This is a genomic window from Geomonas agri, assembly GCF_020179605.1.
GTDB lineage: Bacteria > Desulfobacterota > Desulfuromonadia > Geobacterales > Geobacteraceae > Geomonas > Geomonas agri.
Genome location: NZ_JAINZO010000001.1, coordinates 2,135,800 through 2,149,543, shown reverse-complemented (window position 1 = coordinate 2,149,543; position 13,744 = coordinate 2,135,800). Strand labels below are relative to the sequence as shown.

Below are 13,744 nucleotides of genomic sequence, written 5' to 3'. Positions count from 1 at the left end.
CCGGTTTTCACTGTGTACGTCTACTTGTGGGCGTGACGGATGCCGAGCATCATGCGGCCGGGGCCGGGAACGCCGGTGGGGACGAAGGCAACCTGGTCGCCCGGATGCACTTCGTGGTCCAGGGCATACGCCTTGTGGTTGACGAACACCGCTTCGATCTTCTCCATGGGAAGACCGAGGTCTTGGGCGATGGCTGATGCGGGACAGCCTTCTTCGGGGACTGCTACCTCGGCCTGGGAAGGAAGACCATGGTCTTTCCTGAAGGTGTGCAGCAGGCCGAACATCCGTACCGTCGTGTTTGCTCTCGATGACATGTCTGACTCCTCTCTTTGTTGTGACATTGCGGGCGGTGCTTCACCGTTTCATGCTGCAACGTGCTGGGAGTGAGGCATCGGGCCGTTAATCGAACGATCGTTCGGTAAAAAAGTTTACACTATAATGGCTGTGATGGGAAGGTGAGAGTGAAGGGAAAAATGGGAGTTATGAGAATGATGGGAGACATGGGGATGATGGGAGGTCAGGAGGGACTGTGTGAGGCTTGGTGAGCCTCTGTGTGACAGAGGGGGGAGATACGGAAGAGGTAAGAGCACAGTTGCGGGCCGGGAGGCCCGCAACCTGTTGGCGGTGAAAGTGCTGAGGTTTACTTGCTGAGGCTATCTGCTACAGCACCTGCTACAGCTACCTGCTGCAGCTACCTGCTGCAGCTACCTGCCGCCGTTACCTGTCCTGTTACCTGTCCTGTTACCTGTCCTGTTACCTGTCCCGTTACCTGTCCCGTTACCTGTCCCGGTTACTTGGCGTGGTTCATCGCGAGCAGGAGCAGCTCGGCGAGGTGCAGCGGCTTGCGGTCGGTGGCTTGCAGAATCTGGGTGCGACAACTGAAACCGTCGGCGACGATATAGTCGCCGGACGTGGCCTGCCGGACTACGGGGAGTAGCCCCATCTCCCCAATTCGCATCGATATCTCGTATTTCCCTTTCTCGAAACCGAAGGAGCCGGCCATACCGCAACATCCCTGCTGGGGCTCTACTATGGTAAGCCCCATCTGCTTGAACAGTTCGTGTCCGGCTTCCGGATTCAACAACGCTTTCTGGTGACAGTGGGCCTGGTACACGATGGTCCCGGAAAGCTTGGGCGCCGTGAGACCTTCTTTCTTCATGAACTCCGATAGGGTCACGGTGAGACTGGTGACCCGCTTGCCATCCTCGTGCTGCGGGTAGAACTCGGGGAGTTCATCTCTGAAGACGGCGGCGGTGCTCGGTTCCAGGATCAGCACGGGGATACCCTGGCGCACGTAGGGACTCAAGATCTCCACCGTCTTGAGGATCTTCTTCCTGGCATAGTCGATCATGCCGTAGTCGATGGGGGGACGCACCGCAGGGGGACGCTTTTCCGGGACGATGACCTGGTATCCGTAGCGGGTGAGCAGTTCGAAGGCGGCCTTCAGGGTTTCGGGGAAGAAACAGTCGTTGAAGATGTCAGGGTAGAGAACGACGCGGCGCTCCTCGCTACGGCCGCCATGTGTGCCGCTTTTGTACCAGGAGGTGAAGGTTTCCGGTGCGAAACGGGGCATGCTCCGCTCGTGGGCTATGCCGCCCAAGGCCTTGGTGATTCCGGAGAGTACCGGGGTCCGGCCCATGAAGTTGGCGAGCCACGGGACCTTGGCCCCCAAGGAGCCCCAGATCCCGAAGAGGCCCATGGAGTAGGCAGGGAGCGGACGGAGCCGGTGCCGGTAGTGGTGGTGCAGAAACTCGGCCTTATAGGTCGCCATGTCGACGTTGACCGGGCAGTCGGTCTTGCATCCCTTGCAGGAAAGACAGTATTCCAGGGATTCCAGCACTTCCTTGCTGTGCCAGCCGTCGGCCACGAAGTCGCCTCGGAACATCTCGAAGAGCAGGTGCGCCCGCCCACGGGTGGTGTGCTTCTCCTCCAGGGTGGCCAGGAAACTGGGGCACATAAAGGCGTCGTGGGTGCGGCGGCATTTGCCCACGCCGACGCAGCGCAGGATGGCGCGCGGGAAACTGCCGTCGTCATTGGGGAAGCGGAACCGGGTCTCAGGCTGCCAGGGGTTGTAGTCGGGCCCAAGGCGCAGGTTCTGGTCGGGGCGGAAGGGCTCCACCACCTTGCCGGGATTCATCTTCCATTCCGGATCCCACAGTTCCTTAAAGCGCCGGAAGGCCTCCAGGAGTTCGGGGCCGTACATCTTTTCCAGGTACATCGCCTTGGACTGTCCGTCGCCGTGTTCGGCCGAGAAGGAGCCGCCGTAGTGGACCACGAGGTCGGTGGCCTTGTCCAGGAAACTCAGGTAGTTCTGGACCCCCTGGTGGGTGAAGAGGTCGAAGGAGATACGGCAGTGGATGCAGCCGTCGCCGAAGTGGCCATAGAGCGACGCGATCAGGCCGTGCTCCTTGAGCAGGGCGTGGAAATCGCGCAGGTAGGGCCCCACCTTTTCCGGGGGGACGGCGGCGTCCTCCCATCCCGGCCACCCCAGCGGCACGCCCGGGACGTTGGCGGTGGCCCCCAGTCCAGATTCCCGCACATCCCAGACCATCTTCTCCTCCTTGCTGTCGGAAAAGAGCTTCATGGAGGGCGGGTTGTGCCGCTTGCCGATCTTCTTCATGGCTTCGCGCGCCTTGTGGTCGGATTCCTCCTTGGTGTCCCCGCCGAATTCGGCCAGGAGCCACCCTTTCCCCTCGGGAAGGAGCTCGATGTCCTCGGGGTGCAGTTTCTTCTTCTTCATGAACTTGATGAGCAGTTCGTCCAGCCCCTCGAGACCGACCGGTTCGAACTCCATCAAGGCGCCGATGTCGTCGGCGGCGCTGTAGACGTCGGGGTAGCCCAGTACTAGGAGCGTCCGCGCCGGCGGGCTGTGCACCAGGCGCACCGTCGCTTCCAGCACGGTGACGCAGGTTCCCTCGGTCCCCACCAGGGCCCGCGCCACGTTGAAGCCGTTCTCCGGGAGGAGGTCGTCCAGGTTGAACCCGGATACCCGGCGCGGGATCTTGGGATAGCGGCGCCTGATCTGCCTGTCGTAGCGGTCGCGGATATCGCGCAGACCGGCGTAGATCTCGCCCCGCCTGCCGCCGGCGGCGATGATCCGCTCCAGCTCCTCCTCGCTGGTGGGACCGACTGTCATGCGTACCCCGTCGTAGGTGATCACGTCCAGCTCCAGCACGTTGTCGGCGGTGCGCCCGGCCATGACCGAGTGGATACCGCAGGAGTTGTTGCCGATCATGCCGCCGAAGGTATTGTGGTCGTGGGTGGCCGGGTCGGGGCCGTAGGTCAGGTGGAATTTCTCGGTCTCGTCGCGCAACTGGTCGAGGACCACCCCGGGCTGGACCCGCGCGGTCTTCTTGTGCGGGTCGATGTCCAGGATGCCGCGCAGGTACTTGGAGTGGTCGATGACCACGGCGACGTTGCAGGTCTGGCCACACAGGGCGGTGCCGCCGCCGCGCGAGACCACCGGGGCGCCATGCCTGTGGCAGATCTCCAGGGTCTTGATGACGGCGTCGGTGGTCTTCGGGAGCACCACGCCGATCGGTATCTGGCGGTAGTTGGAGGCATCGGTTGCGTAGAGGGCGCGGCTCGTGCTGTCGAAACGGACCTCGCCGTCTACCGCGGCACGCAGCTCGGCCTCGAGCGCCTGGGCGTTCAGCGTTTCGATTCCCTTTTTATCTGCTTCGCTCATCGCTCCTCCTTGGTCAGATCTGGAACCGCTCCGCCTCGGTGACCCGGAGTGCCAGGCCGTGGCCGGTGCGCTCCAGGTCAGGCGCCAGCGTACCGTGCCACGGCTCGATGACGCCGTCGAACAGCATGCGCTCGATGCGCACGTGGTCGTGGAAGTATTCCAAGTGGCGGATGGGTGTCGCGGCGCAGCAAAGGTGCAGGTGCAGCGCCGGGGCGCAGTGGGACGACATGGGGATGCCCCAGGCCCCGCACAGGGAGGCGGCCTCCAGGAACCCGGTAACACCGCAGCGGGTGGCGTCGGCCTGGAGCACGTCGACGCAGCCACCCCGCAACAGGTCGAGGAAATAGCCGAGGTTGAAGCCGTACTCGCCGGAGGAGATTTCCATCCCTTTCGGTGCCAGGTCGCGCACCAGGCGCAGCCCTTCCCGGTCCTGGTGCGGCACCGGTTCCTCGAACCACGTCACCCGTTGGGCGGCGAATTCCGTCGCCAGGGCGAGGGCCTGCTTGCGGGCGTACCCGCCGTTGGCATCCACCATCAACTCCGTTTCCGCCCCGATAGCCTGCCGGGCCGCCCTGACCCGTTCCGGGTCGGTCTTGGCGTCGCGCCCGACCTTCATCTTGACCCGACCGATCCCCTGGCCCACCCAGCCCGAGAGCTGCCGCTGCAACTTGTCCACCGTGTAGGAGGAGAAGCCGCCGCTGCCATAGACGGGAACCCGCTCGCGCGCCTCGCCCAGCAACGAGACCAGCGGCACCCCGAGCAGCCGGGCCTTCAGGTCCCACAGGGCGGCATCCAGCGCCGAGACCGCCATCATGCCGATGCCGGCGTCGCCCAGGTTGCGCAACGCACCGGTGAGCACCACCCAGCACCCGGCGATGTCCAGCGCGTTGCGCCCGCGCAGCAGGTCGCCCAGCTTGTCCTTGATCAGGGTCGCCGCGGCGGGGGAGGCGTAGCTGTAGCCGAAACCCTTTTCTCCCGCGGCATACAGGTGGGTCGCCACCAGCACCGTGTCCTCCCAGCGATAGGTGCCGTCTGACTCGCGCTCCTCGGTGGGGATGCGGTAGCAGTTCACTTCCACCCGTTCCACGATGGCCTTTTTCATGCCGGTTCCTCCCGCGGCGGGACCGTCCCGACCGGCACCGCCGCAAACCTCTTGGGCTCAGCGCCGCCGCGGCGCCGCGAGCCTCCAGTCGTACTCCGCGTACTCGAGCTGGAACGACTCCGGGTGTTCCCTTATCTCGCGGGCGGTGTCGGCATCGGTGTAGCCGGCCACGAACACTGCCACGTCGTGGGCGGTCCGGCCGGGATCGTCGAACCACTTGAAGATGCGCGGCAGCACCAGCTTCCTCCCCTTCAAATCCAGCCGCGCCTCCCGCCCGAGGTAGCGCCGCACCGCCGCCGACACCTCCTCCTCCAGGTTGCCCGGGGTGAGCACGGTGATCGGTGGGGACGAAGCGGTGGCGGTATGCACCGCGAACAGGATACGCGGGTCGCTGGGGCGGATGGAGCGGTGCAGGCGCGGGTCGCCGGGGGGCAGGGGAGGAAGGAGCCACCCCGGCGCCGGGCGGTTACCGCGCAGGATGCCGTGCAGGATCGCCTCGGCGCTGTACTCCTCGCGGCCGACGCGGCATCCCGCCTTGCGGTAGAACTTGGGGATTTCCTTCACCGATACCCGCGGCTGGAGCGCGAGCACGGCGTGGATCACCACCAGTGCGTGCAGGTTGCACCAGTAGCTGGTCCGCTCGGGGATATCCTGCAGTGTGTCTAAATCGAAGGCGGCCAGCGAAGCCAGGACCTCGGCGAGCCTCTTCCGCATGCCGGCCCTGGCGAGCCTGCCGTAGTCGGGATGACCATCCTCGGCATGGTCGCGGGCCACCTCGGCCAGCAGGTGCGCCAACTCCTCCGGGGTGGCGGCAGCCTTTCCGTGCGGCGCCTCGGGGAGGAACAGCTGCGGGGGCTCGGGCCTGCGCCGTTCATCCGCCTTGGCGTTGGCGAGCGCGGTGGCGGCGACGATGTAGGCCTCGTGACTGAAGGCCTGCGGGAAGTTGCCCAACTGCTCCTGCCAGATCGGGTCGTATTCCTCTGCCAGGAGGTGCAGGTGGCCTCCCACCTGGTCCACGCGCCCCAATAGCAGGTCCGCCTCCTCGATCTCCCCCTGCTTGGCCAGGTTGGTGATCAGCCAGAGCGTGCAGGCGAGGAAGGTACCGTCGCGCCCGGGGAGCCCGTCGTCGGCCCGGTAGCGGTAGAGAAAGCCGTCTTCGGCCAGGTCCATGCGCAGTGCTTCAACCGTGGCCAACATGCGGGGATCGTCGTAGGGGATGAAGTCGCTGATGGACATGAGGAGGGCGCTGCCGTCCAGTGTGTCGCTGTCGTACCACATAGTGAAGGCCTGCCGGGTGGCGCTCCAGCCGCGCGCCTGTACCTCGTTTTCGATCTCGGTGCGCGCCGCCTCCCATCCTTCACCGGGCGGGAGGCCAAGGTGCCGGGCTATGCGCAAGCCGCGGTCCAGGGTCACCCAGCACATGGACTTGGAATGGACGTAGTGCTTCGGCTCGCCGCGAATCTCCCAGATGCTCCAGTCCGCCTCGCGCCAGTGGTCCCGCGCGAAGTCGCACATGAGGCGCAGCCCCTGCCACATTTCACCGGCGCTGTCGCGGTTGCGGCTCAGCACCAGGTGGGCCGCGATCAGGACATGGCCGTAGATGCTGAACTGCTTCTGCTGGGCCGCCTTGTTGCCGATGCGCACCGGCGCGGAGCCGCGGTACCCCTTGAGGTGCGGCAACTCGTATTCGTCGAGCTTGCCGGTGCCGTCCATGCGGTACATCACCTGCAGCACGTTTTTCCTGCTCTTCAGGATCACCTCTTCCAGCCAGCCGAGGTAACTTTGCACCTCGTCGAAGTGCCCCACCTCGAAGAGCGCGGTGAGCGCCATGGCGGTGTCGCGTACCCAGGAGTAGCGGTAGTCCCAATTGCGCACCCCGCCGATATCTTCCGGCAGCGACGTGGTGGCGGCCGCGGCCATGGTTCCCTGCGGCTCGAAGCACAAGAGCTTCAGCACAAGCAGGGAGCGGATCACCGGGACACGGTGCGGGCCGAGCTCGTTGAAAAAGCCGGTGCCGCTCGAGTGCAGCCATTCGCGCCAGAAGGAGAGGGTTTCCACCAGGAGGTGTTCGGCCCTCCCTTCGGAGATGGGATCGGGCTCTCGTGCCCCGAAGTGCAGCCGCAACACGGCCCGGTCCCCCTGGTGCAGGTCCCAGACACCGTGGGCATCGCCGCCGTTGACCGAGAGTTCGCCGGTGCAGGAGAGGGCCACGGTGGTGTCACCGCTGTGGGCGACCACGCCGCGCCCGGGATGCAGCCGCAGTTCCGGAACGACCCGGCCGTAGTCGAACCTGGGGGCGAAGTTCACCCGGAGCCTGATCTGCCCGCTGTCGACCTTGATCAGGCGCAACAGCACGAAGTCGCGCAGGCCGTCCTTCCCCTTGGGCTCGGCAAGGGTGAGGAAGTCGGTGAGGGTGCAGCTGCCGCTCCTGGTGCGGAAGCGCGCGGTGAGGACATTACTGTCGTCAAGATAGGAGAGGGTGGAATCCCATTCCCCTTCCGGGGTAATCGAGAAACTGCCGCCCCGTTCCCGGTCCAGAAGGGCGGCGAAGACACTCGGGGAATCGATGTGCGGCAGGCAGAGCCAGTCGATGGCGCCGTTGCGCCCGACCAGCGCGACCGACTGCAGGTTGCCGATGATGCCGTAATCGCTGATGCTGTTGCTCATCTGTGGGCCCCTTGGTGCTCATGTGTGCCCCGTCCGCCGCAGGCACATTGGTGCAGTATAGCGGAATAGAATTAAAAATCACCAATTTAACTGCACGCGGCGCAGCCTCATGTGTGATGGCGGCCCCTCCCTGGTCGCATTTCTCCCCAACCAGTCGGTCCTATGCGTGCATAATCGTTGACATCGCGCACGGAGTCGTTAAATATGCAGCTGTCTGGCTATTCACATGAGAGGCGAAAGGACGCAGCGATGCCGACGGTACTGGTGATAGAGGATGAGAGGGATCTGGCCGAACTGGTGGCCTTCCACCTGGAACAGGAGGGGTACCACTGCCTGATCGCAGGGGACGGCAATTCCGGCTTGAGCGAGGCGCGCCGCCACCGGCCGGACTTGATTCTGCTCGACCTGATGCTCCCGGGAATGATGGGGACCGAGGTGTGCCGCCTGCTCAAGGGGGGCGAGCAGACCAGCTCCATCCCGGTGATCATGCTGACCGCCAAGGGTGAGGAGATCGACCGGGTGGTCGGCTTCGAGATGGGCGCCGACGACTACGTGGTAAAGCCGTTCTCGACCCGCGAGCTGATGCTCAGGGTGCGCGCCGTGCTGCGCCGCGGCGGCGGCGAGGCGGCCAAGGGGACGCAGATCACGCTGGGGGCGCTGCGCATCGACACCGAGGGGCACCGGGTCGAGGTGGCGGGCGAGGAGGTGCAGCTCACCTCCACCGAGTTCAAGCTGCTCATGAACCTGGCCGAGCGGCTGGGGCGGGTGCAGAGCCGTGAGGTCCTGTTGCAGAACGTCTGGGGCTACAACTACCTGGGCGACACCCGCACCGTCGACACCCACATGACCCGCCTGCGCACCAAGCTCGGCGCGGCGGGCGACATGATTAAGACCGTGCGCGGTTTCGGCTACAAGCTGGAGGAGGCATGAGGGGGAGCTTCCGCTGGAAGCTGATGGGGTCGTACCTGGCCCTGGTGCTTTTCCTGGGTGCCGGACTCTACCTCTACCTTTCCGGGAGCTTGGAGCGCTCCATGACCAGGGACACCCGGGAGCACCTCCAGGACCAGGCGCGGGTGGCTGCGCTGATGGCGCTCAAGGAAATCGGCGACCTCGACCGTGACGCGCCGGCCCTGACCGCGTCGCTGGCCAAGGCAATTCGTTCCCGCGTGACGGTGATCGCCGGGGACGGGCGCGTCGTGGCGGATTCCGGGGTCGACCCGTCCCAGGTGTCAAGGCTGGAAAATCACGGGCACCGCCCCGAGGTGATCGCCGCTTTCCGGGAGGGGATCGGCAGCTCAGTTCGCTACTCGGCGACCCTGCACACCGACATGCTTTACGTGGCGGCCTCCTTCGGCAACAAGGGGGTTGTACGCCTGGCGCTGCCGCTCTCCGAGCTGGAGGCGGCCAAAGATCGCCTGAGACGTAGCCTGGGCGCGACCCTGGCGGTGGCGGTCCTCGCTTCGCTTCTTTTTTCCTACTTCCTCTCCAACATCAACTCCCGCAAGCTCACAAAGCTCGCCGCCGGCGCCAACCGTATCGGTCGCGGCGAATTCGGAACCCGGATCGCCATTAGCGGGCATGACGAGCTGGGCGAACTGGCGCGGGTCATGAACGAGATGTCGGGCCGGATCAGGCAGCAGCTGGAGCAGATCTCGTCGGAGAAGGGGCAGCTGGACGCCATCCTGGCCGGGATGGGGGAAGGGGTGATGGTGACCGACCGCGAGGCGACCGTTACCCTGGTCAATCCCGCCTTCTGCGCCCTGTTCGAAACCGGACCGCAGGTGACGGGACGGCCGCTGCTGGAGATCAGCCGGCACCCGGATCTGCACGCTGCCTGCCGGGAGGTGCTCTCCGCGCGCAGCGAGCGGCACCAGGAAATCTCGCTCCCCGGCGGACGCGACACGCTGGTGCACTGGGTCCCGCTGCTCGAAGAGGGGGAACTGGCGGGCGCGGTGGCGGTGTTCCACGACATAACGGCGCTGAAACGGGTGGAGCGGATCCGCCGCGATTTCGTGGCTAACGTCTCGCACGAGTTGAGGACGCCGGTAACGGTGATCAAGGGGTACGCCGAGACCCTCCTCTCCGGCGCGCTGGCGCAGGACCCGGCGCGGGGCGAGCGCTTCCTGCAGATCATCCTGAACCACGCCGAGCGCCTCTCAGGTCTCGTGCGCGACCTTCTGGCGCTGTCCGAGCTGGAAAGCGGCGAGGTGGGCCTCAAGCCGGAGCGAATCGTGGCGGCCGACGCGGCGCGGCACGCGCTGCTCCTGGTGGCGCAGCGCGGCGAGGAGAAAAGGGTGGCGCTCACCTGCGCGGACGGGCTGGAAGGCCTGGCGGTGCGGGCGGACCGCGCCCGGCTGGAGCAGGTGCTCATTAACCTTCTGGACAACGCCATCAAGTACAGCGAACCGGGGGGCACGGTGGAACTCTTCGCCAGCCGCGAAGGGGAACTGGTGCGGATCTCGGTGCGCGACAGCGGCATCGGCATCCCGGAGAAGGACCTGCCGCGCCTGTTCGAGCGCTTCTACCGGGTGGACGAGGCGAGAAGCCGGGACAACGGCGGCACGGGCCTCGGGCTCTCCATCGTGAAACACATCGTGCAGGCCCACGGCGGCACGGTGCGGGTAGAGAGCGAGCAGGGGAACGGATCGGTATTCTCCTTCACCATGCCGGCGGCGTGAGCGTAACGCTGCCGGAAGTTTTCCCATGAGTACGGGTTTGACTCCTTTCTAATTGCCATTACAGTTGAAGTTCAGGTTTTACGCTGCCATGTCCCTGTGATCTCGGCCCGCCCACGGCGGTCGCCGGCGCGTGACCATGAACGGCTCTCACGACCCGCTTCCCGACAACCTCCCCTGGCACGAACTCCCGGTGCCCGACCTCCTCGAGCGCCTGGGGACCTCCGCCGCCGGGCTCTCCACACCGGAGGCCGCGGCCCGGCTTGCCCGCTACGGCCCCAACACCATCCGCGCCGCCGCTGCGAAACCCCTCTACCTGAAACTGCTGGCTCACTTCACCCACCTGATGGCGCTCCTGCTCTGGGCCGGCGGCGCCATGGCCTGGCTTGGCAACATGCCGCAACTCGCCCTGGCCATCTGGGCCGTCGTCTTCATCAACGCCATCTTTTCCTTCTGGCAGGAGCACCGCGCCGAACAGGCGGTGGACGCCCTCAAGAGGCTTTTGCCGGCCCAGGCCACCGTGCTGCGGGACGGCACCGAGCGGCAGGTTCCCGCGGAGGAGCTGGTCCCCGGCGACCTGGTGCGGGTGAGCCAGGGGGACCGCATCTCGGCCGACGCGCGGGTGATCGCGGAGTGGGACCTGCGCGTGGACCAGTCCACCCTCTCCGGCGAGTCCCACCCGGTCAGGAAGACCGCCGACCCCCTGCCGGCAGAGTCCCTTTCCCTCCCTGAGCTCGCCAACCTGTTGTTCGCGGGGACCTCCGCGGTGGCCGGTACCGGCACCGCCGTCGTCTTCGCGACCGGGATGGCGACGCAGTTCGGCCACATCGCCCACCTTGCCACCGAAACCACGGCAAGCTCCTCGCCGTTGCAGCTGGAAATCAACCGGATGACGCGGGTGGTCACCGCGCTGGCGCTGGCCATCGGCACGCTCTTCTTCGCCCTCTCCGTGGGAGTGCTCGGGCGCGAGCTGCACACGGGGTTCATCTTCGCCGTGGGGATGGTGGTCGCCTTCGTCCCCGAGGGGCTCCTCCCCACCGTCACCCTTTCCCTGGCCATGGCCGTGCAGCGCATGGCCAAGAGAAACGCCCTGGTGAAGCGGCTTTCCTCGGTGGAGGCCCTGGGGTGCTGCACCGTCATCTGCACCGACAAGACCGGGACGCTGACCCAGAACGAGATGACGGTGCGCGAGTTCTGGAGCGGCGGCGTGGGGGCTGTCGTGAGCGGCGTCGGTTATGCCCCGGACGGGACCATCACCGCCGTCGGTGGAGGGGCGCTGCCGGAGAACGCGGGGGCATACAGGCTATTGCTGGCGGCGTCCCTGTGCAACGACGCACGGCTGCTCCCGCCGGAGGGAGAGGGCGCGCCGTGGAAGGTGCTCGGGGACCCGACCGAGGCGTCGCTCCAGGTGGCCGCCGTGAAAGGGGGGGTGGACCTGGTCCTGGAATCGTCACGGCTGCCGCGCCTGCGCGAGCTTCCCTTCGACTCGGTACGCAAAAGGATGACCACCATACACCGCGACGGAACAGGCGAGACCGCCTTCGTCAAGGGGGCGCCGGCCGAGGTGCTGGCCCTGTGCGACTTCATGGTGCGGGGGGAACCGGAGCCGTTGACCCCGGCGGCAAGGGAAGTGGTGCTGCGGCAGGTGGACGGCTATGCCCGCAAAGGGTACCGCGTGCTGGCCGTGGCCGAGCGCGGACTGAGCACGCCCCTCCCCGAGTACACGCCGGAATCGGTTGAACGCGACCTGGTCTTCCTGGGGCTCGTGGCGATGCACGACCCGCCCCGTGCCGAGGTTGCGGATGCGGTGCGTAAGTGCCGCGTCGCAGGCATCCGCATCGTGATGATGACCGGCGACTACGGCCTCACCGCCGAGACCGTGGCGCGGCGCATCGGGGTGGTACGGGAAGGCGAGGAGTGCCGCCTCGTCACCGGGGCGGAGTTGGATCGGATCAAGGAGACGGACCTGCCAGGACTGTTCTCGGGACCGGTGATCTTCGCCCGGGTGGCCCCGGAGCACAAGCTGCGCCTGGTACGTGCCCTGCAGGGGCAGGGGGAGATCGTGGCGGTGACCGGGGACGGAGTCAACGACGCGCCGGCACTCAAGAAGGCGGACATCGGCGTGGCCATGGGGGTGACCGGCACCGAGGTGGCCAAGGAAGCGGCAGACATGATCCTTCTCGACGACAATTTCGCCTCTATCGTCAACGCCGTTGAGGAAGGGCGTGCGGTCTACGCGAACATCAGGAAGTTCGCGACCTATATCCTCACCAGCAACGTTCCCGAGGCTTGGCCTTTCATCCTGCAGATCCTGTTCGGTATCCCTCTGCCGCTTACCGTGATGCAGGTGCTGGCCATCGACCTTGGCACCGACATGCTGCCGGCGCTGGCGCTCGGGGCCGAGAAGCCGGAGCCGGGCGTCATGGAGCGTCCGCCGCGGTCGCGCCGGGAGCGGCTCATCAACCGCCCCCTTCTGCTGCGGGCGCTGCTTTGGCTGGGTTCCCTTCAGGCGCTGTTCTGCCTGGTCGGCTTCTTCATCCTCTACGCGAGCTACGGCTACAGTGATTTCCTGCACCTCCCCCGCCCGGACCTGCTCCCCTACCGTGAACGGCTGCTCTCCGGGCCCGGGGAGGTCTACGTTATGGCGACCACTATCTTCCTGGTCGGCGTGGTCTGCGCACAGGTGGGTAACGCCTATGCCTGCCGCACCGAACGAACCTCGGTCTTTTCCATCGGTCTTTTCAGCAACAGGCTCCTGCTCGGGGGGATCGGTTTCGAGTTGGCACTTTGCGCCTTGATCGTCTACCTGCCGCCGCTAAGGCATGCTTTTGAACTGGGGCCGCTGCCGCCCCGGCTCTGGCTGGTGCCCCTTTGCTACCCGGTGCTGCTCCTCTGCCTTGAGGAACTGCGCAAGTGGTGGCTGAGGAGCAGGGAGGCGCGGCGCTTACCTGGAGGTACCACATGAAAGTGATCGTGATCGGCTGCGGCAGGCTGGGCGCCGCGCTGGCCGGGGAGTTGTCCGGGCGCGGCATCGAGGTGGCGGTGGTGGACCGCGACGCGGCGGCCTTCGAGCGTCTCTCCCCTTCCTTCACCGGCAAGCGGGTAACCGGGATGGGGTTCGACCGGGAGGTGCTGGTGCAGGCCGGCATCGAGAGTGCCGACGCGGTGGCCGTGCTCACCCCCAGCGACGAGGTGAACGCGGTGAGCGCGCGGGCGGCGCGCCTCCTCTTCAAGGTCCCCCGGGTGGTGGCGCGCCTCTACGACCCCGGCCGGGTCGAGGGGTACCGGCGCCTGGGGATCCCCACCATCTCGCATGTGACCTGGGGCGTGGGGCGCATTGTCGAGCTCTTGTGCTACTCGCAGGTGGAACAGGTTCAGAGCCTGGGGGGAGGCGAGGTGGAGCTGGTGCAGGTTGAGCTGCCGCCGCTGCTGGCTGGCCGCAGCGTCCAGGAGTTGAGTCTGGTCGGGGAGATCATGGTGGTCGCGGTCACCAGGCAGGGGAGGACCCATATCCCGACCTCGGGGACGCTGTTCCAGCTTGGGGACCACGTGCACCTGGCCCTGCTCACTTCTTCTTCGGACCGGTTGAAGCAGCTGCTGGGCTTGGCATAA

The 13,744-nt window shown here is 66.1% G+C and carries 8 protein-coding genes; 4 read left to right on the top strand and 4 right to left on the bottom strand.

Annotated elements, in window-relative coordinates:
• Positions 1–20 precede the first annotated feature (20 nt).
• The 4 genes from K7R21_RS09260 to K7R21_RS09245 all read right to left on the bottom strand — a co-directional run bounded on the left by K7R21_RS09260 (position 21) and on the right by K7R21_RS09245 (position 7,457).
• Entirely contained in the window at positions 21–314 is a 294-nt protein-coding gene (locus tag K7R21_RS09260) for a MoaD/ThiS family protein (protein ID WP_224982975.1), read from the bottom strand.
• Between the two features lie 476 nt (positions 315–790).
• Positions 791–3,688 carry an FAD-binding and (Fe-S)-binding domain-containing protein gene (locus K7R21_RS09255; protein ID WP_224982974.1) on the bottom strand — a complete coding sequence of 966 codons (2,898 nt, stop codon included), beginning with the start codon at positions 3,686–3,688 and terminating at the stop codon, positions 791–793.
• Positions 3,689–3,701: 13 nt separating this feature from the next.
• Positions 3,702–4,790: an enolase C-terminal domain-like protein gene (locus K7R21_RS09250; protein WP_224982973.1), complete on the bottom strand. Its 1,089-nt coding sequence runs from the start codon at positions 4,788–4,790 to the stop codon at positions 3,702–3,704.
• A gap of 57 nt (positions 4,791–4,847) precedes the next feature.
• A complete protein-coding gene (locus K7R21_RS09245; protein WP_224982972.1) occupies positions 4,848–7,457 on the bottom strand; it encodes a glycoside hydrolase family 15 protein in 2,610 nt (869 codons plus the stop codon).
• Between the two features lie 249 nt (positions 7,458–7,706).
• On the opposite strand from K7R21_RS09245, the gene K7R21_RS09240 reads away from it, so the two are divergent.
• The 4 genes from K7R21_RS09240 to K7R21_RS09225 all read left to right on the top strand — a co-directional run bounded on the left by K7R21_RS09240 (position 7,707) and on the right by K7R21_RS09225 (position 13,744).
• Positions 7,707–8,387, top strand: coding sequence for a response regulator (locus K7R21_RS09240; protein WP_224982971.1), 681 nt, complete (start codon positions 7,707–7,709; stop codon positions 8,385–8,387).
• Positions 8,384–10,135 (top strand): sensor histidine kinase, encoded by a 1,752-nt coding sequence (locus K7R21_RS09235; protein ID WP_224982970.1) that lies wholly within the window; start codon positions 8,384–8,386, stop codon positions 10,133–10,135. Before K7R21_RS09240 ends, K7R21_RS09235 begins: the two co-directional genes overlap by 4 nt.
• Before the next feature lie 136 nt (positions 10,136–10,271).
• A complete protein-coding gene (locus tag K7R21_RS09230; RefSeq protein ID WP_224982969.1) occupies positions 10,272–13,097 on the top strand; it encodes a cation-translocating P-type ATPase in 2,826 nt (941 codons plus the stop codon).
• Positions 13,094–13,744 (top strand): potassium channel family protein, encoded by a 651-nt coding sequence (locus tag K7R21_RS09225; protein ID WP_224982968.1) that lies wholly within the window; start codon positions 13,094–13,096, stop codon positions 13,742–13,744. Before K7R21_RS09230 ends, K7R21_RS09225 begins: the two co-directional genes overlap by 4 nt.

Coding starts and splice junctions, on each gene's coding strand:
- K7R21_RS09260 (WP_224982975.1), bottom strand. CDS start 314: ATGTCATCGAGAGCAAACACGACGGTACGGATGTTCGGCCTGCTGCAC.
- K7R21_RS09255 (WP_224982974.1), bottom strand. CDS start 3,688: ATGAGCGAAGCAGATAAAAAGGGAATCGAAACGCTGAACGCCCAGGCG.
- K7R21_RS09250 (WP_224982973.1), bottom strand. CDS start 4,790: ATGAAAAAGGCCATCGTGGAACGGGTGGAAGTGAACTGCTACCGCATC.
- K7R21_RS09245 (WP_224982972.1), bottom strand. CDS start 7,457: ATGAGCAACAGCATCAGCGATTACGGCATCATCGGCAACCTGCAGTCG.
- K7R21_RS09240 (WP_224982971.1), top strand. CDS start 7,707: ATGCCGACGGTACTGGTGATAGAGGATGAGAGGGATCTGGCCGAACTG.
- K7R21_RS09235 (WP_224982970.1), top strand. CDS start 8,384: ATGAGGGGGAGCTTCCGCTGGAAGCTGATGGGGTCGTACCTGGCCCTG.
- K7R21_RS09230 (WP_224982969.1), top strand. CDS start 10,272: ATGAACGGCTCTCACGACCCGCTTCCCGACAACCTCCCCTGGCACGAA.
- K7R21_RS09225 (WP_224982968.1), top strand. CDS start 13,094: ATGAAAGTGATCGTGATCGGCTGCGGCAGGCTGGGCGCCGCGCTGGCC.